Source organism: Streptococcus mitis, assembly GCF_003942775.1.
Lineage (GTDB): Bacteria > Bacillota > Bacilli > Lactobacillales > Streptococcaceae > Streptococcus > Streptococcus mitis_CN.
On the sequence record NZ_RJNX01000008.1, the window covers coordinates 26,325 to 51,204 of the forward strand.

Below are 24,880 nucleotides of genomic sequence, written 5' to 3' on the forward strand. Positions count from 1 at the left end.
TTATGAAACTCGTATCACCAAATAATTATGCTGCTATTGAGTAAGAAGAGATGAGGTGTCTTGATGGGAGATTATCTCTACATAAAGACGGGGAATGTTACAGTAAACGTAGCTACTGCTTATTTTATGGGGAATTAAATATGTTTAAACTAAGTGATAAAGTCAGAGTGGTCTTTGCTCTTTTAGGAGTAAGTTCCCTATTGGTTAGTATGTATCTTATACCTTTTATTAAAACTGAGAATAAATTTTGGGAAATACTTTTATTTATATTAGGTGTATTGCTAATTGGAATTACGTTACTAAGTCATAAAAAAATTAAATTTTGGAAATAGCGTTAGTGAGAAGGACAGGATAATAGTATTATGATGGTTGTTTTAATTTTGATGGTTGTGGTATATCTGTATTATGTAATTACAGAGTATTTTCAGAATAGTTATATTGACTGTATACTATTTCTAACATTGCTGATTTCTCATTTGATATGGGATTACTATTTTTTGCCCATTGAAGTTTTAGTGGCATTAAGTGGAGTAAATTTGCTGTCAAGATTTTTCAAAAAAAAGAGAAGTCAATAGAGTTGTTAGTAGCTTGTTAGTGGATTATAAAGATGAAAGGTAAAATGGGGATATTTAAAATGAAACATTTTTTTGCAGGAATTGGTGAGATAAGATTTAGTAATTATCTATTGTCTCTATGTGTAGGACTAGCCCCTCTTTTTCATATCTATGTAATAGGCTCTGAAATGAATTTTGTGAAAATAGTGTTATCTATTTTGGGAATTATATTTGTTTGTATTTTAACTATTGCTCGAATTTATAGAAGATTTTTCTATAATAAAAATAAACTTGACTAGAATAGTATGGATTAGTTAATCAATTGGAACGATTATTCTTTATGATACTATACCACTTTTAAGTTTTTACATTAAACAACCGAATGAAGTGAAAGTTATTTATCCTAGAAAGGAAAACCTCAAATTGTCCTACAAATTTCTACTCTTCGACCTCGACCACACCTTGCTTGATTTTGATGCTGCTGAGGATGTGGCTTTGACGCAACTCCTAAAAGAAGAAGGGGTTGCAGATATTCAGGCCTATAAAGACTATTATGTTCCTATGAACAAGTCTCTCTGGAAGGACTTGGAGCAAAAGAAAATTAGTAAACAAGAGCTGGTTAACACGCGCTTTTCTCGTTTATTTGCTCATTTTGGACAGGAAAAAGACGGTAGTTTTCTAGCCCAGCGTTACCAATTTTACCTTGCCCAACAGGGGCAAACTTTTTCAGGTGCTCATGAACTTTTAGATAGCCTCATCGAGCGTGATTATGAGCTGTACGCTGCGACAAATGGCATTACTGCCATTCAGACAGGACGTTTGGCTCAATCGGGTCTGGCACCATATTTCAATCAAGTCTTTATCTCTGAACAGCTGCAAACACAAAAACCTGATGCTCTATTTTATGAAAAAATCGGTCAGCAGATTGCTGGCTTTAGCAAAGAAAAGACGCTGATGGTTGGAGATTCTCTAACCGCCGACATTCAAGGTGGCAATAACGCGGGGATTGACACGATTTGGTATAATCCTCATTACCTCGAAAATCCCACACAAGCCCAGCCGACTTACGAAGTCCATTCTTACCAAGACTTGCTGGATTATTTAGATAAACTGTAAAAAGTGGTTTAGAAAGCCACTTTTTGCTATAATAGAGGCAGTAAAAACGAAGGAATAGTTAACGATGTTAAGGCCAGAACTTTCTCTTTATGAACCATTGTATACACTAAAGGAAGTTGATCAAAATATCTGGATAGTGGATGGTGATTTGATTCAAATGGATATGAAGATCTTCAAACTTCCTTTTCAGACACGCATGACGGTGATTAAGTTAAATGATGGCAAACTTTGGCTTCATTCTCCTATTGCGCCAAACGAGAAACTCTTTACTGAACTGGACGCTTTGGGCAGAGTCGCTTACCTGATTTCACCAAATAAGATTCACTACGCCTATATTGCAGATTGGAGAAAAAGATATCCTCATGCGCAAGCATGGTCTAGTCCAGGAGTTGAAGAAAGAGCGAAAAGTCAGAATGTCAAGGTGGAATTTGATGCTGCCTTAACAGATAAGGCTCCTGACCTATGGTCTGATGAGATTGATCAGCTTATTTTTAAGGGAAGTTCTGTCATCGAAGAGGTCGTGTTTTATCATAAATCAACTAAAACACTCATTGTAACAGACCTTATAGAGAATTTTGAACCTGAAAAGATAGCTAGTCCAATCCGCAGAAAATTCTATCGTTTAGCTCGTGTAACAGCCCCTGATGGTCAAACTCCTATTGATTATCGGATGACTTTTTTAGGAAGACAAAGGGAAGCAAAGGTTTCCTTTTCCCGTATGTTAAACTGGAAACCGGATAAGATTATACTTGCACATGGTTTATGCTTTTTTAAAAATGGTACGGATGAATTAAGACGTGCTTTTAGATGGATAAGATAAAGGAGGGAAAGATGCAACACTCGTCTTGGCATGCTTTGATTAAGGCGCAATTACCTGTGGGTTATTTCGGGAAAATCAATCAGTTTATGGAGCAGGTCTATGCTCAGGGTACTGTTTATCCGCCCAAGGAAAAGGTTTTTCAAGCTCTCTTGACAACACCGCTTGAAGAAGTTAAGGTGGTGATTCTAGGGCAAGATCCCTATCACGGGCCAGGTCAAGCGCAGGGTTTGAGTTTTTCTGTACCTGACTCTATCCCAGCTCCGCCATCCTTGCAAAATATCTTGAAAGAATTGTCAGATGATATCGGGGTTAAGAAATCTCATGATTTGACAGCTTGGGCTGAGCAAGGAGTCTTGCTTCTTAATGCCTGTTTGACGGTTCCTGCTGGACAGGCCAATGGTCATGCTGGTCAGATATGGGAGCCTTTTACGGATGCTGTGATTCAGGTGGTCAATCATCTAGATAGACCAGTCGTTTTTGTACTCTGGGGAGCTTATGCACGTAAGAAGAAGGCCTTAGTTACCAATCCTCATCACTTGATTATCGAATCAGCCCATCCCAGTCCTTTGTCAGTTTACAGAGGATTTTGGGGTTCTAAGCCTTTTTCCAAGACCAATGCATTCTTAAAAGAGACAGGACAAGAGCCAATTGATTGGCTTAGATAAGGAGAAAATATGCCTCAGTTAGCGACGATTTGCTACATTGATAACGGGAAGGAACTGCTCATGCTCCATCGTAATAAGAAGCCAAATGATGTCCATGAAGGGAAATGGATTGGTGTGGGTGGTAAGCTAGAGAGAGGTGAGACCCCTCAGGAATGCGCGGCGCGTGAAATCCTTGAAGAAACAGGGCTCAAAGCCAAGCCAGTTCTAAAAGGTGTCATCACTTTTCCTGAATTTACACCTGATTTAGACTGGTATACCTATGTTTTTAAGGTGACGGAGTTTGAGGGCGACTTGATTGACTGCAATGAAGGAACCTTAGAATGGGTTCCCTATGATGAGGTTTTGAGCAAGCCGACTTGGGAAGGTGACCATACCTTTGTTGAGTGGCTTTTAGAGGATAAACCCTTCTTTTCAGCCAAGTTTGTTTATGATGGGGATAAATTGTTGGATACCCAAGTCGATTTCTATGAATAAAGGAGAAAGCAGATGCTACTAATCAAAAATGGTCGTGTAATGGATCCTAAGACTGGTTTGGATCAAGTGTGTGATGTTTTAGTCCAAGATGGGAAAATTGTCAAAATTGCGTCTGAGATCACGGAAGAAGGAGCAGCAATCTTAGATGCTAGTGGTCTTGTGGTTGCTCCTGGTTTGGTCGATATTCATGTTCATTTCCGTGAACCTGGTCAGACCCACAAGGAAGATATTCATACTGGTGCCCTAGCAGCCGCTGCAGGTGGTTTTACAACTGTTGTCATGATGGCTAATACTAGTCCAACCATTTCAGACGTGGAGACTTTGCAAGAAGTTCTCCAGTCAGCTGCCAAAGAGAAGATTAATGTTAAGACGGTTGCGACCATTACTAAGAATTTTAATGGTCAAGATTTGACTGACTTTAAAGCACTCTTAGAAGCTGGAGCTGTTGGTTTTTCTGATGACGGTATTCCGCTTGAGAGCAGTAAAATTGTCAAGGAAGCCATGGAGGAAGCTAAAAAGCTTAATACCTTTATTAGTCTTCATGAGGAAGATCCAGGTTTGAATGGTATTCTTGGCTTTAACGAAAATATTGCTAAAGAACATTTCCATATCTGTGGTGCAACTGGGGTGGCTGAGTATGCTATGATGGCGCGTGATGTCATGATTGCCTATGCGACCAAGGCTCATGTCCATATCCAGCATTTGTCTAAGGAAGAAAGTGTTAAAGTAGTTGAGTTTGCTCAAGGTTTGGGTGCGCAAGTCACAGCAGAAGTAGCGCCACAGCATTTTTCTAAGACCGAAGCGCTCCTTTTGACACAAGGTAGCAATGCTAAGATGAATCCACCGCTTCGCTTGGAATCAGACCGTCTTGCCGTGATTGAAGGTCTCAAGTCAGGTGTCATTACAGTTATTGCGACAGACCACGCGCCTCATCATGCAGATGAAAAAAATGTTGAGGATATTACCAAAGCGCCATCTGGTATGACAGGTTTGGAAACATCTCTTTCTCTCGGCTTGACCTATTTGGTAGAAGCTGGTGAGTTAAGCCTGATGGAATTACTCGAAAAGATGACCTATAACCCAGCCAAGCTTTATAACTTTGAAGCAGGTTACTTGGCTGAGAATGGTCCAGCGGATATTACTATTTTTGATGCTAAGGCTGACCGCCTTGTGGACTCCCATTTTGCTTCGAAAGCAGCTAATTCACCATTCATCGGTGAAACCTTAAAAGGGCAGGTTAAATATACCATCTGTAAGGGACAAATCGTCTATCAAAACTAGGGGGAGTCTGCTCTGTAAACAAAAAGAATAGAGAGCCTATATGTACCAAACCCATCATTTCAAAGACAAGTTTATCTTATTTTTAAAGATATTTTTTCCTATCCTGATTTATCAATTTGCCAATTATTCTGCTTCCTTTGTTGATACGACTATGACAGGTCAATACAATACCATGGACTTGGCTGGTGTGTCTATGGCAACCAGTATCTGGAATCCTTTCTTTACATTTCTAACAGGGATTGTATCGGCCTTGGTGCCCATCATTGGTCACCATCTTGGTCGAGGGAAAAAGGAAGAAGTTGCATCCGATTTTTACCAGTTCATCTATTTGGCCTTGGGTCTATCTGTGGTCTTGCTGGGGATGGTGCTTTTCTTGGCACCACCAATCTTGAATCATATTGGACTAGAAGCACCGGTGGCAGCAGTAGCGGTTCGCTATCTCTGGTTTTTATCTATCGGGATTATCCCCTTGTTGCTCTTTAGTGTCATTCGTTCCTTGCTGGATTCGCTGGGCTTGACCAAACTGTCCATGTACCTCATGCTTTTGTTACTCCCTCTCAATAGCGGATTTAACTATCTCTTGATTTACGGTGCCTTTGGTGTTCCAGAACTGGGAGGTGCTGGTGCTGGTTTAGGTACTTCCTTGGCCTACTGGGTCTTGCTTGGGATTTCTGTTCTGGTCTTATTTAAACAGGAGAAGCTCAAAGCCTTGCATTTTGAGAAACGCATTCCGCTTAATATGGATAAAATCAAGGAAGGAGTTCGCTTAGGTCTGCCTATTGGAGGAACTGTCTTCGCGGAAGTAGCTATCTTTTCTGTGGTTGGCTTGATTATGGCTAAGTTTTCTTCCTTGATTATCGCTAGTCATCAGTCAGCTATGAACTTTTCAAGTCTTATGTACGCCTTTCCTATGAGTATCTCATCGGCTATGGCTATTGTCGTTTCCTATGAAGTGGGAGCCAAGCGATTTGATGATGCTAAAACCTATATTGGTCTAGGAAGATGGACTGCCCTCATTTTTGCGGCCTTCACCTTATCCTTCCTTTATATCTTTAGGGGAAATGTGGCTAGTCTTTATGGTAACGACCCAGAATTTATTGATTTGACAGCGCGCTTTTTGACTTATAGTCTTTTCTTCCAATTAGCAGATACCTTTGCGGCACCGCTTCAGGGAATTTTACGGGGGTATAAGGATACCGTTATTCCTTTTTACCTTGGTTTGGTTGGTTACTGGGGGGTGACACTCCCAGTAGCTATGGTATTCGACTCTCTAACAGATTTTGGAGCTTATTCTTACTGGATCGGCTTGATTATTAGTCTAATTGTGAGTGGGGTTCTCTACCGTTGGCGTTTAACTGTGATTATGAAGAGATTTGAATCTTTAGCAAAACAAACGATACAAAGTTTGTGAAAAAATATTCTTGATAAGAAAATCCCTTATTCCTATGGGGTTTTCTTTTTTAATTTGTGAAATTTTCTTTAGAAAAACTTTGACAGTATTTGCCAAAAACGGTAAAATAGTAAGGTAAGAAGAAAGTTAGAAAGGCAAGAAGATGTCAATTTTAGATAAAAATCTTTTGCTAGAGATGTTCCGTAAGATGGAAGAAATCCGTCGTATGGACTTAAAAATTGCGCAATTAGTAAAGAAAGGGAAAGTGCCAGGAATGACGCACTTTTCTGTTGGAGAAGAGGCAGCTAACGTGGGTGCTATGTTGGCTCTCAACCCAGACGATTTGATCACATCAAACCACCGTGGTCACGGACAAGCTATTGCCAAAGGAATTGACCTCAACGGAATGATGGCTGAAATCCTTGGCAAATACACTGGAACCTGTAAAGGTAAAGGTGGATCTATGCATATAGCGGACCTTGATGCTGGTAACCTTGGTGCCAATGGTATCGTAGGTGGTGGTATGGGGATCGCTGTTGGTGCAGCCCTCAGTCAGCAAATGCAAAATACCGGAAAAATTGTTGTCTGCTTCTTTGGAGATGGTGCGACCAATGAAGGTGTTTTCCACGAAGCAGTGAACATGGCTTCTATCTGGAACCTGCCAGTCATTTTCTATTGCATTAACAACGGTTACGGTATCTCTGCGGATATCAAGAAAATGACCAATGTAGAGCATATCCATCAACGTAGTGCTGCGTATGGAATTCCTGGAATGTTCATCGAAGACGGTAACAATGTCATCGACGTCTATGAAGGATTTAAGAAAGCTGTAGATCATGTTCGCAGTGGCAATGGTCCAGTCTTGATTGAAAGTGTAACTTATCGCTGGCTTGGCCACTCATCATCGGACCCTGGTAAATATCGTACACGTGAAGAAGTGGAATTGTGGAAACAAAAGGATCCAATCGAAAACCTCCGCAACTACCTTATTGAAAATAACATTGCAAGTGCCGAAGAATTGGAAGAAATCCAAGCGCAAGTAAAGGAAGCAGTAGAAGCTTCTGTTAAATTTGCAGAGGAAAGTCCATTCCCACCACTTGAATCAGCCTTTGAAGATATTTACGCAGACTAAGGAGAAAGAGATAAAATGGAAACAAAAACAATGTCCTTCCGTGACACCATTATCCTTGCTATGTCTGAGGAAATGCGTCGCGATAAAAATGTATTCTTGATGGGAGAAGACGTCGGTGTCTTCGGAGGAGACTTCGGTACTTCTGTTGGAATGCTTGAAGAATTTGGTCCAGAACGTGTCCGTGACTGTCCGATTTCTGAAGCTGCCATCTCAGGAGCAGCAGCAGGAGCAGCCATGACAGGACTACGTCCAATCGTCGATATGACCTTCATGGATTTCTCGGTTATTGCCATGGACAATATCGTCAACCAAGCGGCTAAAACTCGTTACATGTTTGGTGGTAAAGGTCAGGTTCCAATGACTGTCCGCTGTGCAGCTGGTAACGGAGTTGGTTCTGCAGCCCAGCACTCGCAATCTCTAGAGTCTTGGTTTACTCACATTCCTGGACTTAAGGTTGTAGCTCCAGGTACACCTGCAGACATGAAAGGACTGCTCAAGTCTTCTATCCGTGATAATAACCCTGTTATCATTCTTGAGTATAAGTCAGAATTTAACCAAAAAGGGGAAGTGCCAATTGATCCAGACTACACGATCCCACTTGGAGTTGGCGAAATTAAACGCGAAGGAACGGATGTAACAGTTGTTACTTATGGAAAAATGCTTCGCCGTGTGGTTCAAGCTGCTGAGGAATTGGCCGAAGAAGGGATTTCAGTTGAAATTGTTGACCCACGTACCCTCGTTCCGCTTGATAAGGATATCATCATTAACTCAGTGAAGAAGACTGGTAAAGTTGTTCTGGTCAACGATGCTCACAAAACAAGTGGCTATATCGGAGAGATTTCAGCTATCATTTCAGAATCAGAAGCATTTGACTATCTAGATGCACCAATCCGCCGTTGCGCAGGAGAAGATGTTCCGATGCCTTACGCGCAGAACCTAGAAAATGCAATGATTCCAACAGTTGAAAGCATCAAAGATGCAATCCGAAAAACTTATAACAAATAATAGGATTACATAAGATAAATTATGTAAAAATCATATCCTGTCACAAGAAGAGTCGGTTCGATAATATTCGACGAACGACTTAGTAAGTCTACAGGGGTTACCGATTGATAGCGGCAACCGTAACAACTTGAGATATATTTCGTATCCAAGTGATTTGAAGAGTTGCGACAGGCGGGAGTCGAATCGATAATATTCGACGAATGAATTAGTAAGTCTATAAGGTTGACCGCCTAATAGCGGCAACCGTAGTAACTTGAGACACGTTCCGTGTCCAAGTTACTTGTAGAGTTGAACACGGGCTAAAGTCTGTGTGAAAAAGATAAACTTTCCTAGAAACTAAAGTTTTTTCGTCAAGTTTACTATTTTCACTTTGACTTTTTACGCCCTTTGTATCATTTAATTGAATTCGGACGGAGGTCTGCGAAAAAAAGATAGATTTCCTTGTGTTCATCGAACACATCGTCAATCTCCTATTTTTTCATCGCCCTCTGCGTCCTTAATATCTTAGTATAGAATTGGAGAGGTCATGGCTGATGACAAGCTAAGAGCGACTCCTGCAGCTAGAAAGTTAGCGGATGATTTAGGGATCAACCTCTACGACGTTTCTGGCTCAGGTGCAAACGGTCGTGTCCACAAAGAAGACGTGGAAACTTATAAAGACACAAACGTGGTTCGCATTTCGCCACTTGCAAAACGAATTGCCCTCGAACATAATATTGCTTGGCAGGAAATCCAAGGAACGGGTCATCGTGGTAAAATCATGAAGAAGGATGTTTTGGCCTTGCTTCCTGAAAATATCGAAAACGACACTATCAAATCTCCTGCTCAGATTGAAAAAGTGGAAGAGGTTCCTGATAATATCACTCCTTATGGTGAAATTGAGCGTATCCCAATGACACCAATGCGTAAGGTTATTGCCCAACGTATGGTTGAATCTTACCTAACTGCGCCAACCTTCACACTCAACTATGAGGTTGATATGACTGAAATGCTGGCTCTTCGTAAGAAGGTGCTTGAACCAATCATGGAAGCAACTGGAAAGAAGACTACTGTAACAGACCTTCTTTCACTTGCAGTTGTTAAGACTCTTATGAAACACCCATACATTAACGCTTCATTGACAGAAGACGGCAAGACTATTATCACTCACAACTATGTCAACCTTGCGATGGCAGTTGGGATGGATAATGGATTGATGACACCAGTTGTTTACAATGCTGAGAAGATGAGTCTTTCAGAGCTGGTTGTTGCATTCAAAGACGTCATTGGCCGTACCTTGGATGGTAAATTGGCTCCAAGTGAATTGCAAAATTCAACATTTACAATCAGTAACTTGGGAATGTTTGGCGTTCAGTCCTTTGGTCCTATCATCAACCAACCAAACTCAGCTATCCTTGGTGTCAGTTCGACAATTGAGAAACCAGTTGTTGTCAATGGTGAGATTGTGATTCGCCCTATCATGAGCCTAGGATTAACCATTGACCACCGTGTCGTAGATGGCATGGCTGGAGCCAAGTTTATGAAAGACTTGAAAGAATTGATTGAAAATCCCATCTCAATGTTGATTTAAGAACAAGAGTAGTCATTTTTAAAGATATAGATAAAGGAAGGAAGACATGGCCTTAGAAGTAATTATGCCAAAAGCCGGCGTGGATATGACAGAAGGACAAATCGTCCAATGGAATAAAAAAGTCGGAGAATTTGTAAAAGAAGGAGAAATCCTTTTGGAAATCATGACTGATAAAGTCAGCATGGAATTGGAAGCCGAAGAAGACGGTTACTTGATTGCTATCCTCAAAGGAGATGGTGAAACTGTCCCTGTAACGGAAGTTATCGGTTACCTTGGCGAAGAAGGGGAAAATATCCCAACAGCTGGAGCCGCAGCGCCAGAAGCTAGCCCAGCACCTGCAGCAAGTGCCTCAAACGATGATGGTAAGAGCGATGATGCTTTTGATATCGTTGTGATTGGTGGAGGTCCTGCTGGTTATGTTGCAGCCATTAAAGCTGCCCAACTCGGTGGTAAGGTTGCCCTTGTTGAGAAATCTGAACTCGGCGGAACCTGCTTGAACCGTGGATGTATCCCAACTAAAACATACCTTCACAACGCTGAAATCATCGAAAACATCGGTCACGCAGCAAACCGTGGTATCGTGATTGAAAATCCTAACTTCACTGTTGATATGGAAAAACTTTTAGAAACTAAATCTAAAGTTGTTAATACTCTTGTTGGTGGTGTTGCAGGACTTCTTCGTAGCTACGGAGTTACTGTTCATAAGGGAATTGGTACTATTACTAAAGATAAGAATGTCTTGGTAAATGGTTCTGAATTGCTTGAAACCAAGAAAATCATACTTGCTGGTGGTTCAAAAGTCAGCAAAATCAACGTTCCTGGTATGGAATCTCCACTTGTGATGACTAGTGACGACATTCTTGAAATGAACGAAGTTCCAGAAAGCCTTGTTATCATCGGTGGTGGTGTTGTCGGTATCGAACTTGGTCAGGCCTTCATGACATTTGGTTCAAAAGTAACTGTTATCGAAATGATGGACCGTATCGTGCCAGCTATGGATGCAGAAGTGTCTAAGAACCTTCGCTTGATCCTTGAGCGTAAAGGAATGACCATCTTGACTGGTACTAAACTGCAAGAAATCATCGAGGAAAATGGTCAACTTCGTATCAAGGTTGAAGGAAAAGACGATATCATCGCAAGCAAAGCTCTCCTTTCAATCGGTCGTGTGCCAGACCTTGAAGGTATTGGAGAGGTTGAGTTTGAATTGGATCGTGGTCGCATCAAGGTCAACGAATACATGGAAACTTCTGTTTCAGGTATCTACGCACCAGGTGACATCAACGGTACTAAGATGTTGGCTCACGCTGCCTTCCGTATGGGTGAAGTTGCTGCTGAAAACGCCCTTAAAGGAAATCATGCAGTTGCTAAGTTGAACTTGACTCCAGCAGCTATCTACACTCTTCCTGAAGTAGCAGCAGTAGGTTTGACAGAAGAACAAGCCCGTGAGAAATACGATGTTGCTATCGGTAAATTCAACTTTGCTGCTAACGGTCGTGCCATTGCATCAGATGCAGCTCAAGGTTTCGTAAAAGTCATCGCTGATAAGAAATACGGAGAAATCCTTGGTGTTCATATTATCGGTCCTGCAGCTGCAGAATTGATTAACGAGGCATCAAGCATTATCGAAATGGAAATTACTGTTGAAGAAATGCTGAAGACCATCCACGGACACCCAACCTACTCTGAAGTGATGTACGAAGCATTTGCAGATGTTTTAGGAATGGCCATCCATTCACCTAAGAAAAAATAAAAGAAAGATAGAATAGACTGGAAAATATCTTTCCAGTCTCTATCGTATAAAGGGATATCATGAAATATATTATCAATCATTCAAACGACACTGCCTTTAATATTGCCTTGGAAGAATATGCCTTTAAACACCTTTTGGATGAGGATCAAATCTTCCTACTTTGGATTAACAAGCCATCTATCATTGTTGGTCGTCACCAGAACACCATCGAAGAAATCAACCGTGATTATGTTCGGGAAAATGGTATTGAGGTAGTTCGACGTATCAGTGGTGGTGGAGCTGTTTACCACGATTTAAATAACCTCAACTACACGATCATCTCAAAAGAAGATGAAAACAAGGCTTTTGACTTTAAGAGCTTCTCAACTCCAGTTATCAATACTTTGGCTCAACTTGGGGTTAAAGCTGAATTCACAGGTCGTAATGACCTTGAGATTGATGGCAAGAAATTCTGTGGCAATGCCCAAGCCTATATCAATGGCCGTATCATGCACCACGGTTGCTTGCTCTTTGACGTTGATTTGTCAGTCCTTGCTAATGCCCTCAAGGTTTCAAAGGATAAATTTGAATCAAAAGGTGTGAAATCGGTTCGTGCTCGTGTGACCAATATTATCAATGAATTACCAGAAAAAATCACAGTCGAAGAATTCCGTGACTTACTCTTGGAATACATGAAAAAAGAGTATCCAGAGATGACAGAATACGTTTTTTCTGAGGAAGAATTAGCTGAAATTAACCGTATCAAAGATACTAAGTTTGGAACTTGGGACTGGAACTACGGTAAATCACCTGAATTTAACGTCCGTCGTGGAACAAAATTCACTAGTGGTAAGGTGGAAGTCTTTGCTAACGTTACTGAATCAAAAATCCAAGACATCAAGATTTATGGTGACTTCTTTGGTATCGAAGACGTTGCTGCAGTAGAAGATGTCCTTCGTGGGGTGAAATACGAACGCGAAGATGTCCTCAAAGCGCTAGAAACCATTGATATCACACGCTACTTCGCTGGTATTAGCCGTGAAGAAATAGCTGAAGCGGTAGTAGGATAAATCAAAAAGAAGTTGGTTGTAGGACCAGCTTCTTTTTTAAAAGTCATATATTACATAATTTATTTTATGTATTTTATAAACTATCTAGAGCATTCTTTTGTTCATCATTAACGATATGGGTATAGAGGTCAGTGACTTGTGTGCTGGCATGTCCTAGCTGGTGACTGACCAAAACTTGCGATTTAGTAGCATCATAGAGTCTGGTTGCTAGGGTATGGCGTAGTTTATGGGGTGTTACACGGACTTTGAAGTCCTCAGAGTACTTAGCAACCATCTTTTCCACACTGGAAGCATCGATACGATTAGGAACACCTCTATAGAGTGTCAAAAAAAGGGCTGTATCTGTTTTTTCTGTCTTATAGCGTTGATTACGAATGGCTAGATAATTCTCTAGATAAGGTTTTGCAAAGGCAGCAACATTGACCGAGTCACGTTTGCCCCCTTTTCTAGTGACATCGATAACCATCATTTTCAGATTGAGATCTCTTAGATCCAGATTAACAGCTTCAGATAAGCGGACACCAGACGCTAAGAGAAGGGCAATGATGGCCAAATCACGTTCTTTATTTTTATTAAATGAAGATAGGGCGCGATTTGAAAGTTGTTGTGGATACTCTTGGTCAATATAAGTTAGAAAACCTTCTGTTTCATCACCTAAAAAGAGTTTTTGCTTGATGTTTTCAGCTCTGGAAGCAAGCGTTTCTTTCTTTTTCTTTGTTGAAACTTTCTTCATTACATTACGATAAAAATAAGGCTCTCCCTGATCGTTTTCAACTTCCTCAGTCAAATACTTATAAAGACTAGAAAGTGCTGACAAAGTCCGATTGATAGTTGTCTGAGAAACTCCTTGCTTGGTTGTATTAGCATTCAGCAAAGGACGTTCACGTAGGTAAAGGATAAAGGATTCCATGTCTTTCTTAGACATATTTTCCAAGACAGATAAAGGAATATCAGACATTTTATCAGTGTTTGAAATACCAGACTCCAAAACCCAGCTGAAAAATCGATCGTATTCCTTGAGGTATTCGTACAAGGTTGTAAAACTGTAAGGGACAGCAAGCTTAGATTGGTAGTATTCAAGAACATACCAGGGCATGATTTGTTTTAGTTTGTCGATTCGTTCCAGTAAAATCTCACGTTTCATGTATTTTCTCCATAAAGTAAGTCTACTAGTAGTATAGCATATACTTATTTATTTTTCAAGAAAATTATAGTTTTTCGGAAAGATGTTATAGGAATTTTTTTAAAAGTGATAAAAAGACTTAGACCTACAAACAAAACAGATCTAAATCTTTGGAGTTGTATTATTGTGAATCATTATCTAGTGCTTTTTCTAGTTTCCAAATACTAAACCAGAATGAAATAGTAAACAGAATAAAGAAAATAATAAAGAACTCACCCACTAAACTTCTGTTAATACTACATAACTGAAGGAAGAGCTTTATAAGGAGCTATGAGATACAAAATACATTGTATAATTGCTATTGTTTTCTTTTTCATGATTTTAATCTTACTGTAAAGATTTGATACAGTAAGCTCCCTTCTAGCTTTATGCTTTATCATTTCTGACTTGATTATAGTCTTATTTTTACCAAAGTTCAATTATTTGTATGTGAAATATCTTATCTGTAAAAAATAACCGATCTCATTGCTGAGAATCGGTTTTCTAATATATTTAATTAAGAAGTTTATTTTTTACATAACATAAATTATGTAAAAATCTCCTACAACAACAAATCCTTGACTTTTCCAATTTCACTTTTTGGAATAACTAGGTGAATCATATCCCCCAGATACATTCTAGTTGAGCCGTTAACGGTTTGGCTCTTGCCATTATGGACTTGAGTTGTGATGAGGACATTGTGTGGTAGATTGAGTTCATGAACTTGTTTTCCTGCTATTTTATCTGAAACAGGGATTTCAATGAGAGTGACTTCTCCTTCATCTGTCGCTTCTTCTGGCAACATTTTTTCTAGCATAGCTTCATAGACTGGCGCACCCTTGAGTAGATCCATGATGATGTAGGCAACTAAGGTCACTAATCCAAGTGGCATGAGATTGCGAATATCTCCTACCATCTCAGTTACGAGTATCATAGCGGTTAAGGGAGCCTTGGATATTGCGCCAAAATAGCCACTCATTCCCAGAATGACAAATATAGGAAATTGCTCCTGACTGACAAGTCCAATATTCACACAAATGACACCAACTAGGGCACCAAGCAAGGAACCAAGTGCCAAAATTGGTAGGAAAATTCCTCCTGGAAGGCCACTTCCGTAACTAATCATGCTCCAAACAAAGCGAATCAAAAAGTAAGCTAATAAAACCTGAAAACTAAAATCTTGCTCAGTTAAGGAAAGAACCAGCTGATTTCCACCACCAAGGATTTGGGGTAAGAAGATTCCGACTGGTATGATGAGAATGAAAGCCAGAATTGGATAATAAGCTCTATCCAAACGGATTTTTTGTCCAATCCAGTCATAAACTCTACCAACATTGAGTACAGCTTTCTCGTAGAGAAAACCCGATAGTCCAAGAAAAACTCCCATAAGGAGGTAAATCCAATACTGGTCTAGGGTCATGAGTGGGATATTATCTGGCATATCCAGTACGGGTGTTAGGCCAAATATGAGCAGAGAAACAAAGTTTGCTACGAGGCTGGCTGCTAGAGTTGAGACCCAGAAAAAGCGTGAAAAATGGTGATAGACTTCTTCTACAACAAAGAGAAGTCCCGCAATCGGAGCATTAAAGGCTGCGGCTAAACCTGCTGCAGCTCCACTCGCAATAAGAGAACGTTCCTCTACTGGACTGGATTTAAGGCATTTGGCAATTCCTTTACCACCGACCGCTCCGAGTTGAATACTTGGCCCTTCACGCCCCAGCATGAGTCCACTTGCAATAGCGAAAATTCCTAGAATATATTTTTTCCAAAGTACGCCCCACCAGTTGAGGGTCATGAGTCCTTTCAGTTCGGCTTCAACTTGAGGAATTCCTGAGCCTTTTATGTCTTTTTCTGATCGAGTTAATTTCGCACTGAGCCAACAAACTATTAAATAAAATAGACCAATGATAAAAAGATTGCGCACTAAGTGCGCTTGATCTTGATAAAGTCCTTGTATCAGGTGGAAGCCTTTTTCGATTGAAAAACGAAAGGATCCGACGATGAGTCCGACAACGAGACCAACGATGATTCCTCGTCCAACTTGAGATAATATAGTGCTCGAGGCAAAGGCAAATTCTTTCTTGGAACTGAGTGTTTCTGACTGTTCCTCCATAATCATTCCTTCTAACTTAACTTTCTTTTTCTCCTGAAACCAGTGATTTAACGGGTTCAAAGCTGGTTCGGTGAATTGGGGTAACTCCTAGTTTTGTGAGGCCTTCCAGGTGTTTAGCTGTTCCATATCCTGCATTAGTAGCGAAATCATAGCCAGGGAACTGCTGATCGAATTCCTTCATCAATTCATCACGTGTCACCTTGGCTACTATAGAAGCCGCTGCAATCGAGAGGGAATTGGCATCTCCTTTGATGATAGATGTTTGTGAAATTGGTAAATCCAGTTTCATGGCATCTATCAAAAGGTGCTCAGGTTGCGGACGGAGCTGAGAGATTGCTTCCTTCATAGCTAGTTTGGTTGCTTCGTAGATATTGACTTGGTCAATGACCTGATTATCCATGATACCAATGCCGATTGACAAGGCTTGCTCCTGAACGGCTTGGAAAATCTCAAGATGTTTCTTTTTAGGAATTTTCTTACTGTCGTTGAGACCTTGAATCTTACAATTTTGAGGTAAAATAACGGCTGCAGCGACTACAGGTCCAGCCAGAGGACCACGGCCGACCTCATCAACACCAGCAATTAAGGTCAATCCTTGCTTGTAAAGTTCTTTTTCGTAGGAAAGCATGGATTCTAAACGAAGATCCTCATCCAATTCTGCCTGAATAGCTTTTTTACGTTTGCTGATTTCTTTTTGAACTCCAGAGCGATTATCCTTTTCAAGCTCTAAAAAAATAGGGCTATCAAGGTCCTTGACCGTAGCAAGGAGTTCTTTGATTTCTTTAATCGTCGCCATCGAGGTCTTCCAATGTATCTAAGGTATAGTTACCAAGTTTGCCGTCGCGGACTTCCTTCACGAAGAGACTGTAAAAGCGGTCATAGTCGTCACGGAAACCGAGGGCACGTGTCATATCCATAATAATAACAGGCGCTTCTTCCTCAATTTTCATTTGTTTGAAGCGTTCAGCCAGCTTTTCTGGATAATGTTCTTTGAAATAATTCAGACCAAAAATAGTTACCTCATCCATAGGAAGCAACTGGTCTTTAATAGCTCCAGTCAAGGCCAACTTAAGCGCAACAGTTTCATCCTCAAACTTAGGCCAGAGAATCCCTGGTGTGTCTAGGATTTCAAGGTCTTTATTGGTTTTGAGCCATTGTTGCCCCTTGGTCACACCTGGTTTGTTTCCGACAACAGCAATTTTCTTACCAGCCAAACGGTTCATCAGAGTGGATTTACCAGCATTTGGAATCCCGATAATCATGGTACGCAAGGTTTCAATTTTAATCCCACGTTCTCTCTGGCGAGCAATCTTATCAGCCATTAGCTTTTTGGCCGCATCTGTTACAACTTTTACAGTTACTTGTTCTTTGGAGTTGATAGCTAGAGTCTGGATTCCCTTTGATTCAAAATACTGACGCCATTCCTTGGTTATTGCTGGATCAGCCAAATCCGCCTTGTTTAAAATCAAGAGTTTTGGTTTGTCACCAACAATCTTGGTCAACATAGGATTTTGACTAGATAGAGGTAAGCGTGCATCCACCAAAATCGTCACAAAATCAACAAATTTTAAATTCTCCTGCACCTGTCGACGCGCTTTAGACATGTGACCAGGAAACCATTGAATAGTAGCCATTGAGTTTTTTTCCTTTCGTAGCAAGGGTTTAGAGCCCCTATTTTATTTTACTATTGTCTAAACACCAAGCGAACACCAAAACTACCATGCAATGGAAAAACCTCTGATTTGATTCTCACTTGATTTCACAATCTTTATATCAAACTGTGGGTGGTATTTGACAATATCTTTTTTGATTTTTAATAGTAAATTTGAAACAATATTTTTAGGTGAGTAACGTGGACTAAGATGTAACAAGTCTTTGAACTCATCAACACTTAATTCTACTTTATTGCTATTATCACTAGTTTCAATAAATTTTTCAATCATTCTGGAATATTTACAGGTATAACTTTTCAATTCTTCAAAATGGAAATTGTGATTTTCTACAAATTGATTTAAGGCTTTTACAGTATTTTCTTGTGAACGATTTATATTATGTGTATAGCCCATTGTTGTCTCAAAGTTAGCGTGTCCTACCCTAGTCATAATATCTTTCACTGCTATGTGCATCTCATTACTTTGAAGGTAACTAATATGCATATGCCTAAACGAATGGGGAGTAACATGTTTTACCCACTTAAAACCATAGTCATTTAAACAATTTGTCAATAATTTTCCTTCTATTCGTTTCAAAATTTGACGAAAAGTGCTTGATGTTATTGGAGAGCCGTATTCTGTTCTAAATACACTTTCAGAATGTGTAAAAGCAGGACAGGGATGTTTCTCCATATAAGCATCAAACTCTTTATTTCTCTGTATTGTCCTTTTAATAGCTTCGCTTGCAGCTTCAGGCAAAGCTACTTCTCTAATTGAATTGAGTGTTTTAGTTGTATCAAAATGAAATTGTTCAACTTTTAAACAGTGATATTGAAGTGCCTTATCAATATGCAAGATTCCTTTTTCAAAATCAATATCTGATGGTAGAAATGCTGCTTCACTAATTCGAATGCCTGTAAGCAATAATACTATAGCAAGATCATAATAGTTTGCATTTCTGCATTGGCGTAACACATCAAAAAATGCATGTAATTCATGAATTTCTAGAAATTTAGAATCATGTCTTTCTTTTGCTTTACGCCTTTTCTCTAGTGAAATATCTAGTTTTACCGCAGTCATTGGAGAAAACTTAATGACATTATATAACACACCATGATTAAAAATCTTATTACAAGTACTTTTTATATGAGTCATTGTTGAAGGCGATGCATCATACATTTCTAAATATTTATTGAGACTATTTTTCATCAGAAGTGGAGTAATCCTGTCTAACAAAAAATCATCTCCTATAATTTTCCCAAGACGCTTCATAACCAGTAGTTCTCTCTGAATTGTTTGTGGTTTAACAGATACACACCAAGTCTGAAACCAATTTTCTTTTAACTCTCCAAATGTTGTAATCAGTTCAGGACTATACTGACTTTCAAATGAAGTAGTTAGTCTATCTATTTTATCAAGAACCTCTCTTTCAGCTTGTTTCCTCGCCCTACTAGTATTCTTAGTATAACTTACAGTTACTGATTTCCACTTTCCTGTTAGTGGATCTTTGTACTTTTCAACCACTTGATATAAGGGTTGCCCTTTTGAATTTGTTTTAGTTACATAATACATAATTTAATTCCTCTTAACTCTTAAAAAGAAATAAATCATTGTTGTATAGAATAAATAACTACCCTATATTATACCATGACTTCCTTATTTTGTCCGCTTTTGCTTCCATCTTAAGAAACTTTCAAATCCTTCTAGATTAATGAAAACAAGTTTATGGGTTGGGTTAATTACATACATGGAAAATGTTCTGTTTTCTCGCATTTCTTTAATCCATCTGTTCAATGTATATTGATTTAAACCATCCCATCTTTTTAGAATTCCTTTTTTATCGGCCCATTCTGCAATGGAATTTTCGACAGATATATATTTTATATTCATGTCATCATCCTTCCTAAAAAATATTTTCTCCTCCATGGCATGACTGATGAAGTCATCATAAGAATTTCACTTGCTGCTCTTTTACGGTGGCAGCCTGAACGGTCAGAAGTATCATTGTATATCATTTGTATCATGGCATATAAAGTATCGCTCTATTTTATTGATGGTTTTAATGTCGCTCTTATCATGGCGAGCCATTCAAAACTGCTCCACAAATGAGGAAAGTACCATTTTGGACTATTCAATTGTCAATGTGCTTTCTTAACCTACTACTTTTTGGAGTAATGGTCTTCTTTATTATCCACTCGACCTACAAGGTAGTCTAGACTCACCTTATAAAAATCTGCAAGTTTGATAAGGTCATTTATAGAGATTAGCCTGGTACCTGATTCCATTTTAGAATACGCTGATCTTGTACAATTTAAGATTGTTTTTGCAACATACTCTTGTGTCAAATCAGTATCCTCGCGTAAATCTCTAATCCTTTTCAACATCCAATGTCTCCTAAAACAAGTATAATATAGTTATTTTCTTATTTTTAAATATGTGACAAATTGTCACATAAAACTATTCTATATATACTTTTTAGGAAACTGTTTATTCTAAATGTATCTCATTTTCTTTAATAGATTTCATATTTTGTTTTTTCTTATATTTCTTTATTGTTTTATTAAACATTTCTAATAAGTTTATTATAGGTAAGACGATATTAAGAAAGACGGTCAAAATCTATTAACCGTCTAAAAAACAAAAATGATGTATTAAATTAAAAAAACCCTTTCTAAAGGATAAAGAGAAAATCGTCAACGCTCTTCAATTCCCCTATTCAAACGTCAAATTAGAAGCGACTAATAATCTCATTAAACTTATCAAATGCGACGCCTTTGGTTTTCGGAACTTTGAAAACTTCAAAAAACGGATTTTTATCGCTCTGAACATCAAAAAAGAAAGGACGAAATTTGTCCTTTCTCGAACTTAGCTTTTCTTCAACCCACTACAGTTGACAAAGAGCCAATATCATCTACCAAACTTTCAATTATTAAGATTTTTTACAGTTTATCTGAATTAGAATCGCAAGGCTTCTCAATAATATAATTGTCGAATTTTTTCAATCTAACTTCCTCTCCACTATTTCTTCCTTTATCAAGAAAAAGTTACCTCAATATTAATAAAGTACAATTCTAAATTAACTCCAATTATTGATTCATAATAATATTTCAGTAACTCATCGTGCAATTAAAAACAAGGATTTTTATTTCAGACGATCCATCGTGAACACTTCATCAGCCATCTCCCAAATTGCCGGATTATGTGTTGCAATAATGATTAGCCTATTATCATCTCGAAGAGATAGCAAAATCTCCATAATCAACTGAGAGGTTGCTGGGTCTATTGAAGCTGTTGGCTCGTCTGCCAAAATAAGGGGTGGATTCTTTAAGATAACTTTTGCCAAGGCAACCCGTTGCGATTCTCCGCCCGATAACTCAAAGATGCGCTTATCTAGGTCAAGATAAGCCAGGCCGACCTGTTCTAAAGCCTGCTTCTGCCTCAACCGCTGTTCCGACCGACTCAACTTTTGACCAATGAGACCTAGCTTAAGGTTTTCTTCAATACTTTGGTTTTCAATTAAGCCAAAGTTCTGGAAGAGGTAGCCCAATTCGTGACGGAAAAAATCACTCGATTTATAATTGGCCAAGTCTTTACCTCGGTAAAAAATCGTGCCATCATAAGATTCTAATTTCCCAATCATGTTCATCAAGGTTGTTTTTCCGCTACCACTTGAACCAATTAAGGCATAGACTTTTCCAGCCTCAAATGTTATTGAAAGATTCGAAAATAACTCTCGTTCTCCAAAAGATTTACTCACCTGTTTAAGTTCAATCATATTAACCTCCCTTCAAAACAAGCATGGACATCTTGTTTTCTTTCTGCATTTGGACATGTAACTGTAAAAGAGATAGACCAGTAAAGAGTAACGAGACTAAGAAAGCAACTACTATCTCTACCATAAGAAATACACTCGCAATAAATCCCAGTAAAAACACACCCAGTTGAGCAAAGAGATAAGTGCGATGGATTTCTAAGAACCTGAGACCTGCAATGCGTTTGATAAAAATGGCACGTCTAAATTCTTCAAAGTAGAGCCTATTCATAGTGTTAAACAACAAGATTGAAGTTGCAATCCCAAGCACAGCTCCTGCTAGCATTACCCAACGTTCCCTCTGGATATTATCCAATAATGTGATGTAGTTGTGGTAACCTGTTTGCATTTCTGAGACCCAATTTTCAATGCCTTGTCTCTGGATAAGCTCCTGGGCATCAGACAATTGATTAAAGAGAACGTAGTTCTGTACTGCGTCTACCCAAAACAAAACGGACTGTGGACCAGTTGATTGGGGTGTTATAACAATGATGATTGGATCTTTCAAAAACTGCTGGTAAGAAATAGGGGTCGTATTATACACAAAACGATCCTGACCTGATTCCAAATAACCTACCGTAGCAGTCATTTGCTGTCGTTCATCTCGACTAGATATGCGACTGGTTAAGTCGTCTTCAAAAACAGATTTATAATGTTCTTCCTCTGAACGGAGGTGTTCAGGCAGCAATAAGACAAACTCCCCTACATCAAGGTGATTCATCTTTTGCTCAATAGTTGTATCTACAGGAATATTTTGACGCTTCAAGTATTGCGGTGTGACGATAAGGACATTGCCATTCGGGCTGTAATCGTGCCATTCTGTAGAGGTTATAAAGTTTTTGGAGGAAGCCATGCCATTTTGCAAAGTACGGTCAATTAACTGGTGTCTAGATAAGAAAGCCTTTTGTTCTGAAACAGCCAGATCCATCAATTGATACCAAGTTCTGAGTTTCCTTTGAGCTTGTTCATCAAAACCAGGACTCGTTCCTTCACGGCTGATTGATAGGGTAATCAGTTGCCTTTCCTGGCTCCAAGCCTCTTGTCCAATCCGATGCTGTTGCCAGGCTTGGGAATACTTTAAGCTACTCCCTATTCCCAGCGTTACAATAATAATCGCTAATAGTTGACCGATTAAAATCAAACTAATGATTCCTCTGACAGGCACTTGCCCTTTTATAATCTGCATCAGGTGTATCTTTTTTATCCCAACTGCGAAGAGTTGAGCGAAAAACAGGGAGATCGACAACAAGATGAGATTATAACAGAGCAAACCTTCTCCTATGGTCATTAGGGATTGCGTTGGAAGCGACAGAATTTTTTGCATAAGAATGGCGAGCACGCCAGCTAAACTGAAACCAACAGCTATCCCTTTCAAATCCTCACCAACTGGTCTAAGGAAAATGGACCACCGTTTCTCTCCTGAAATGAGGCGAATGCCCGACGACCGTAATTGGCTAATTTGACTAATTAAAGTCAGTGCTCCAAAGGTTAAGATGAAAATCAATAGACTGATTAACTGAAATCCGTTACTAAAGATAGCCATTAACGTAGATAGTTTAGATGGAATTGTCAGGTGCATGTTAGTCAAGCCAAGTTGACTTAGCTCCTCCCTTAGCAAGTGAATATCTAGGTTTCCATCGAATACAAAATAGTTTGTTTCAACACTACTACTTTGAGCATCTTCTAGATTTTTTTCCTGTAGCCCATCAGGCAACTTTCCGTTCCCAAAGGTCGTATAAGAAAACACTGGAGTACCTTCTGAGTTAGGATCCTGGTGTTGAATCGCAATAAAGCTATCCGTTTCTTCTGCTAGTTTTTCCAAGCGTGTAGCAACATGCTGAAAAGTTGTTTCAGGGGAAGAATCACGTACAACAACGTTGGGGTAATAATGGGAGACATATGTATCAGTCCAAATGGTAAATACCCAAACAAAGAACAAACTAGCAAGCAGGTTGGATATGAGTATAAATAATTTTTTCATAGTGCATTCCTTATTCTAAAATAGAGGGCAGAAATACCCCTGCCCTCTATAAACTAACAAGCTTACTAAACTATTGATAAAAGAATCTTCTTCAATTATTCTTGCCATCCCGCATCAAATGTAACTTGCTCCCCAAAATTTGTATTAATAAACGCATAGGCCGCACTATGTGCTCCTGCATAAGCTGTCTTTTGATTGTCACGTCCATTACTTCCAACATAGGCCCAGTGATCCTCTGAACCATGATAATAATTCGAAAATGCTCCCCAATTATTTGGATCATGATAGCCTCCATAGGTCCACTCGCCACCACGGTGAGAAGCTGCCAAAACAGGAAGAGCCAAACTAACTGCCAAAACGGCAAGGGATGATGCAACTACTTTTCTAAATTTTAACATATTATTACTCCTCTAAATGAAATATTATGAAAATGAGCGAAATGCAACTACATATTTTAATTAGAAATCTCAGTCTGAATTATAGTATCCTATTTTTTCCTCCTTTCTAACTGCACGTTCCTTTCTACAGGCAGAGACCTAATTTTATAAACTAATCTTAAATACTTTAGATTTTGTAACTCATAATTTTCAACAGTTGGTTAGCTATGAAAGCATTTTATTAAACATCTCCATTCTTATATCTATCTGGTATTGTTACAAGCTCTCATAAGAATACCTTTCTCTAAATAGTTGAATTTTAAAGTAATACGAAATCAATCAGCCTTCCCAACATCAAGACCATTGGACTTCTTTTGCGATTGCACTCGAATCTCCAATTGTTTATTCTTCTGAATAAACTGTTGGTAAGGAATTGTATTACTAAACATAAAAACACCTAGCAATGCAAATGTAACCGCTTTCTGTTTCCTTGTTTTTATTTTAACATATATATAGTATTCAGTCAAGTGTTTTTATTATATTTTGAACTTTTTTACCCTATGAAATTATCCTATTAGGTAACTGTGTAAGAACAATTAATTATAACTCCTACTTCCTATTAACTGTAGAAATGTTAAAAAATTATCTCTATTCAACATTAAATAAGACAAATAAACGGCTTGTTACACAATTAGCAATCAATTGCCTAATTGTTAGTATTGATAATGAAGAATTTCAAAATTGTAGTTTTCTAATCAAAGAAGTAAAAAAATTACTAAACAATGAATTGAACTATTATGAACAAACCTTCTTCTTATATACGTGTGGGTATTTTGAATTTAAGTGCAATCCTGCGAACGGAATCGAAAAGATGAAACAAGCACTTCAGGTATTTGAAATTCTAGGAGAACATAATATAAAAGCACAGTACCAAGAGCACTATGACAAATATATTAATCAATAGCATAAAGATAGTTA

At 38.8% G+C, this 24,880-nt stretch carries 24 protein-coding genes and 3 pseudogenes; 15 read left to right on the top strand and 12 right to left on the bottom strand.

The genetic code is table 11. The annotated features are described in order from the left end of the window. Nucleotides 1-362 precede the first annotated feature (362 nt). From D8848_RS10985 to D8848_RS09500, 13 genes are all read left to right on the top strand, one after another. Complete coding sequence (locus D8848_RS10985) at nt 363-575, top strand: hypothetical protein (RefSeq protein ID WP_033628842.1); 213 nt, start codon at nt 363-365, stop codon at nt 573-575. Nucleotides 576-634: 59 nt separating this feature from the next. Next, the gene (locus tag D8848_RS10990; protein WP_045612552.1) at nt 635-853 is read left to right on the top strand and encodes a hypothetical protein; all 219 of its coding nucleotides are present in this window, start codon (nt 635-637) and stop codon (nt 851-853) included. 124 nt (nt 854-977) lie between these two features. Next, complete coding sequence (gene pynA / locus D8848_RS09450; RefSeq protein WP_000120621.1) at nt 978-1,670, top strand: pyrimidine 5'-nucleotidase PynA; 693 nt, start codon at nt 978-980, stop codon at nt 1,668-1,670. A 64-nt stretch (nt 1,671-1,734) separates the two neighbouring features. Further along, nucleotides 1,735-2,490: a DUF4336 domain-containing protein gene (locus D8848_RS09455; RefSeq protein WP_000945850.1), complete on the top strand. Its 756-nt coding sequence runs from the start codon at nt 1,735-1,737 to the stop codon at nt 2,488-2,490. Between the two features lie 11 nt (nt 2,491-2,501). Beyond that, complete coding sequence (locus tag D8848_RS09460; protein WP_125443573.1) at nt 2,502-3,155, top strand: uracil-DNA glycosylase; 654 nt, start codon at nt 2,502-2,504, stop codon at nt 3,153-3,155. A gap of 9 nt (nt 3,156-3,164) precedes the next feature. After that, nucleotides 3,165-3,629, top strand: coding sequence for an NUDIX hydrolase (locus tag D8848_RS09465; protein ID WP_001135768.1), 465 nt, complete (start codon nt 3,165-3,167; stop codon nt 3,627-3,629). Between the two features lie 12 nt (nt 3,630-3,641). Continuing rightward, a complete protein-coding gene (locus tag D8848_RS09470) occupies nt 3,642-4,910 on the top strand; it encodes a dihydroorotase (protein WP_125443575.1) in 1,269 nt (422 codons plus the stop codon). Between the two features lie 40 nt (nt 4,911-4,950). Further along, complete coding sequence (pdrM, locus tag D8848_RS09475) at nt 4,951-6,321, top strand: sodium-coupled multidrug efflux MATE transporter PdrM (RefSeq protein WP_023948179.1); 1,371 nt, start codon at nt 4,951-4,953, stop codon at nt 6,319-6,321. 142 nt (nt 6,322-6,463) lie between these two features. Then, nucleotides 6,464-7,432, top strand: a complete 969-nt coding sequence (locus D8848_RS09480; protein ID WP_125443576.1) for a thiamine pyrophosphate-dependent dehydrogenase E1 component subunit alpha — start codon at nt 6,464-6,466, stop codon at nt 7,430-7,432. Nucleotides 7,433-7,447: 15 nt separating this feature from the next. Next, nucleotides 7,448-8,437: an alpha-ketoacid dehydrogenase subunit beta gene (locus tag D8848_RS09485; protein ID WP_125443578.1), complete on the top strand. Its 990-nt coding sequence runs from the start codon at nt 7,448-7,450 to the stop codon at nt 8,435-8,437. Between the two features lie 526 nt (nt 8,438-8,963). After that, nucleotides 8,964-10,007, top strand: coding sequence for a dihydrolipoamide acetyltransferase (locus tag D8848_RS09490; RefSeq protein ID WP_033685023.1), 1,044 nt, complete (start codon nt 8,964-8,966; stop codon nt 10,005-10,007). Between the two features lie 46 nt (nt 10,008-10,053). After that, complete coding sequence (gene lpdA / locus D8848_RS09495; protein WP_125443580.1) at nt 10,054-11,757, top strand: dihydrolipoyl dehydrogenase; 1,704 nt, start codon at nt 10,054-10,056, stop codon at nt 11,755-11,757. Nucleotides 11,758-11,816: 59 nt separating this feature from the next. After that, nucleotides 11,817-12,806 (top strand): lipoate--protein ligase, encoded by a 990-nt coding sequence (locus tag D8848_RS09500; protein ID WP_060628382.1) that lies wholly within the window; start codon nt 11,817-11,819, stop codon nt 12,804-12,806. Nucleotides 12,807-12,879: 73 nt separating this feature from the next. On the opposite strand, the gene xerS is transcribed toward D8848_RS09500, so the two are convergent. The 8 genes and pseudogenes from xerS to D8848_RS09545 all read right to left on the bottom strand — a co-directional run. Further along, nucleotides 12,880-13,950, bottom strand: a complete 1,071-nt coding sequence (gene xerS, locus D8848_RS09505) for a tyrosine recombinase XerS (RefSeq protein WP_125443581.1) — start codon at nt 13,948-13,950, stop codon at nt 12,880-12,882. 580 nt (nt 13,951-14,530) lie between these two features. Beyond that, the gene (locus D8848_RS09515; protein WP_125443585.1) at nt 14,531-16,081 is read right to left on the bottom strand and encodes a ClC family H(+)/Cl(-) exchange transporter; all 1,551 of its coding nucleotides are present in this window, start codon (nt 16,079-16,081) and stop codon (nt 14,531-14,533) included. A gap of 16 nt (nt 16,082-16,097) precedes the next feature. Further along, nucleotides 16,098-16,877, bottom strand: a complete 780-nt coding sequence (locus tag D8848_RS09520) for a ribonuclease HII (protein ID WP_125443587.1) — start codon at nt 16,875-16,877, stop codon at nt 16,098-16,100. Then, on the bottom strand, nt 16,864-17,715 hold the full coding sequence (gene ylqF / locus D8848_RS09525) for a ribosome biogenesis GTPase YlqF (RefSeq protein ID WP_000201294.1): 852 nt from the start codon (nt 17,713-17,715) through the stop codon (nt 16,864-16,866). Before ylqF ends, D8848_RS09520 begins: the two co-directional genes overlap by 14 nt. An 81-nt stretch (nt 17,716-17,796) precedes the next feature. Beyond that, nucleotides 17,797-19,305, bottom strand: a complete 1,509-nt coding sequence (locus tag D8848_RS09530) for a tyrosine-type recombinase/integrase (protein WP_125443588.1) — start codon at nt 19,303-19,305, stop codon at nt 17,797-17,799. An 84-nt stretch (nt 19,306-19,389) separates the two neighbouring features. Beyond that, a complete protein-coding gene (locus D8848_RS09535; protein WP_001022845.1) occupies nt 19,390-19,623 on the bottom strand; it encodes a hypothetical protein in 234 nt (77 codons plus the stop codon). Between the two features lie 269 nt (nt 19,624-19,892). Then, nucleotides 19,893-20,117 carry a helix-turn-helix domain-containing protein gene (locus D8848_RS09540; RefSeq protein WP_125443590.1) on the bottom strand — a complete coding sequence of 75 codons (225 nt, stop codon included), beginning with the start codon at nt 20,115-20,117 and terminating at the stop codon, nt 19,893-19,895. Nucleotides 20,118-20,220: 103 nt separating this feature from the next. Then, nucleotides 20,221-20,316 (bottom strand): annotated as a pseudogene (locus D8848_RS09545) (relaxase); the annotation flags it as partial. A gap of 79 nt (nt 20,317-20,395) precedes the next feature. On the opposite strand from D8848_RS09545, the pseudogene D8848_RS09550 reads away from it, so the two are divergent. Beyond that, nucleotides 20,396-20,602: pseudogene (locus D8848_RS09550) on the top strand (transposase); the annotation flags it as partial. 273 nt (nt 20,603-20,875) lie between these two features. Here D8848_RS09550 and D8848_RS09555 read toward each other — a convergent pair. The 4 genes from D8848_RS09555 to D8848_RS10995 all read right to left on the bottom strand — a co-directional run bounded on the left by D8848_RS09555 (nt 20,876) and on the right by D8848_RS10995 (nt 24,402). Beyond that, nucleotides 20,876-21,508, bottom strand: a complete 633-nt coding sequence (locus D8848_RS09555) for an ABC transporter ATP-binding protein (RefSeq protein ID WP_000571409.1) — start codon at nt 21,506-21,508, stop codon at nt 20,876-20,878. 1 nt (nt 21,509) lies between these two features. Then, entirely contained in the window at nt 21,510-23,525 is a 2,016-nt protein-coding gene (locus D8848_RS09560) for a bacteriocin-associated integral membrane family protein (RefSeq protein ID WP_125443592.1), read from the bottom strand. Between the two features lie 95 nt (nt 23,526-23,620). Further along, nucleotides 23,621-23,923, bottom strand: a complete 303-nt coding sequence (locus D8848_RS09565; protein WP_004260361.1) for a lactococcin 972 family bacteriocin — start codon at nt 23,921-23,923, stop codon at nt 23,621-23,623. Between the two features lie 314 nt (nt 23,924-24,237). Then, nucleotides 24,238-24,402 (bottom strand): PhrA family quorum-sensing system peptide, encoded by a 165-nt coding sequence (locus D8848_RS10995; protein ID WP_260467308.1) that lies wholly within the window; start codon nt 24,400-24,402, stop codon nt 24,238-24,240. Nucleotides 24,403-24,461: 59 nt separating this feature from the next. Here D8848_RS10995 and D8848_RS09570 point away from each other — a divergent pair. Beyond that, nucleotides 24,462-24,866: pseudogene (locus D8848_RS09570) on the top strand (Rgg family transcriptional regulator); the annotation flags it as partial. Nucleotides 24,867-24,880: the final 14 nt, after the last annotated feature.

Bases quoted from the DNA above. Each gene is read 5' to 3' on its own strand.
- D8848_RS09520 (WP_125443587.1), bottom strand. From the start codon at position 16,877: ATGGCGACGATTAAAGAAATCAAAGAACTCCTTGCTACGGTCAAGGAC.
- pdrM (WP_023948179.1), top strand. From the start codon at position 4,951: ATGTACCAAACCCATCATTTCAAAGACAAGTTTATCTTATTTTTAAAG.
- D8848_RS09500 (WP_060628382.1), top strand. From the start codon at position 11,817: ATGAAATATATTATCAATCATTCAAACGACACTGCCTTTAATATTGCC.
- xerS (WP_125443581.1), bottom strand. From the start codon at position 13,950: ATGAAACGTGAGATTTTACTGGAACGAATCGACAAACTAAAACAAATC.
- D8848_RS09555 (WP_000571409.1), bottom strand. From the start codon at position 21,508: ATGATTGAACTTAAACAGGTGAGTAAATCTTTTGGAGAACGAGAGTTA.
- D8848_RS09535 (WP_001022845.1), bottom strand. From the start codon at position 19,623: ATGAATATAAAATATATATCTGTCGAAAATTCCATTGCAGAATGGGCC.
- D8848_RS09490 (WP_033685023.1), top strand. From the start codon at position 8,964: ATGGCTGATGACAAGCTAAGAGCGACTCCTGCAGCTAGAAAGTTAGCG.
- D8848_RS09560 (WP_125443592.1), bottom strand. From the start codon at position 23,525: ATGAAAAAATTATTTATACTCATATCCAACCTGCTTGCTAGTTTGTTC.
- D8848_RS09455 (WP_000945850.1), top strand. From the start codon at position 1,735: ATGTTAAGGCCAGAACTTTCTCTTTATGAACCATTGTATACACTAAAG.
- D8848_RS09470 (WP_125443575.1), top strand. From the start codon at position 3,642: ATGCTACTAATCAAAAATGGTCGTGTAATGGATCCTAAGACTGGTTTG.
- D8848_RS09485 (WP_125443578.1), top strand. From the start codon at position 7,448: ATGGAAACAAAAACAATGTCCTTCCGTGACACCATTATCCTTGCTATG.
- D8848_RS10985 (WP_033628842.1), top strand. From the start codon at position 363: ATGATGGTTGTTTTAATTTTGATGGTTGTGGTATATCTGTATTATGTA.
- D8848_RS09515 (WP_125443585.1), bottom strand. From the start codon at position 16,081: ATGGAGGAACAGTCAGAAACACTCAGTTCCAAGAAAGAATTTGCCTTT.
- D8848_RS09530 (WP_125443588.1), bottom strand. From the start codon at position 19,305: ATGTATTATGTAACTAAAACAAATTCAAAAGGGCAACCCTTATATCAA.
- D8848_RS09465 (WP_001135768.1), top strand. From the start codon at position 3,165: ATGCCTCAGTTAGCGACGATTTGCTACATTGATAACGGGAAGGAACTG.
- ylqF (WP_000201294.1), bottom strand. From the start codon at position 17,715: ATGGCTACTATTCAATGGTTTCCTGGTCACATGTCTAAAGCGCGTCGA.
- lpdA (WP_125443580.1), top strand. From the start codon at position 10,054: ATGGCCTTAGAAGTAATTATGCCAAAAGCCGGCGTGGATATGACAGAA.
- D8848_RS10990 (WP_045612552.1), top strand. From the start codon at position 635: ATGAAACATTTTTTTGCAGGAATTGGTGAGATAAGATTTAGTAATTAT.
- D8848_RS09565 (WP_004260361.1), bottom strand. From the start codon at position 23,923: ATGTTAAAATTTAGAAAAGTAGTTGCATCATCCCTTGCCGTTTTGGCA.
- D8848_RS09540 (WP_125443590.1), bottom strand. From the start codon at position 20,117: ATGTTGAAAAGGATTAGAGATTTACGCGAGGATACTGATTTGACACAA.
- D8848_RS09480 (WP_125443576.1), top strand. From the start codon at position 6,464: ATGTCAATTTTAGATAAAAATCTTTTGCTAGAGATGTTCCGTAAGATG.
- D8848_RS09460 (WP_125443573.1), top strand. From the start codon at position 2,502: ATGCAACACTCGTCTTGGCATGCTTTGATTAAGGCGCAATTACCTGTG.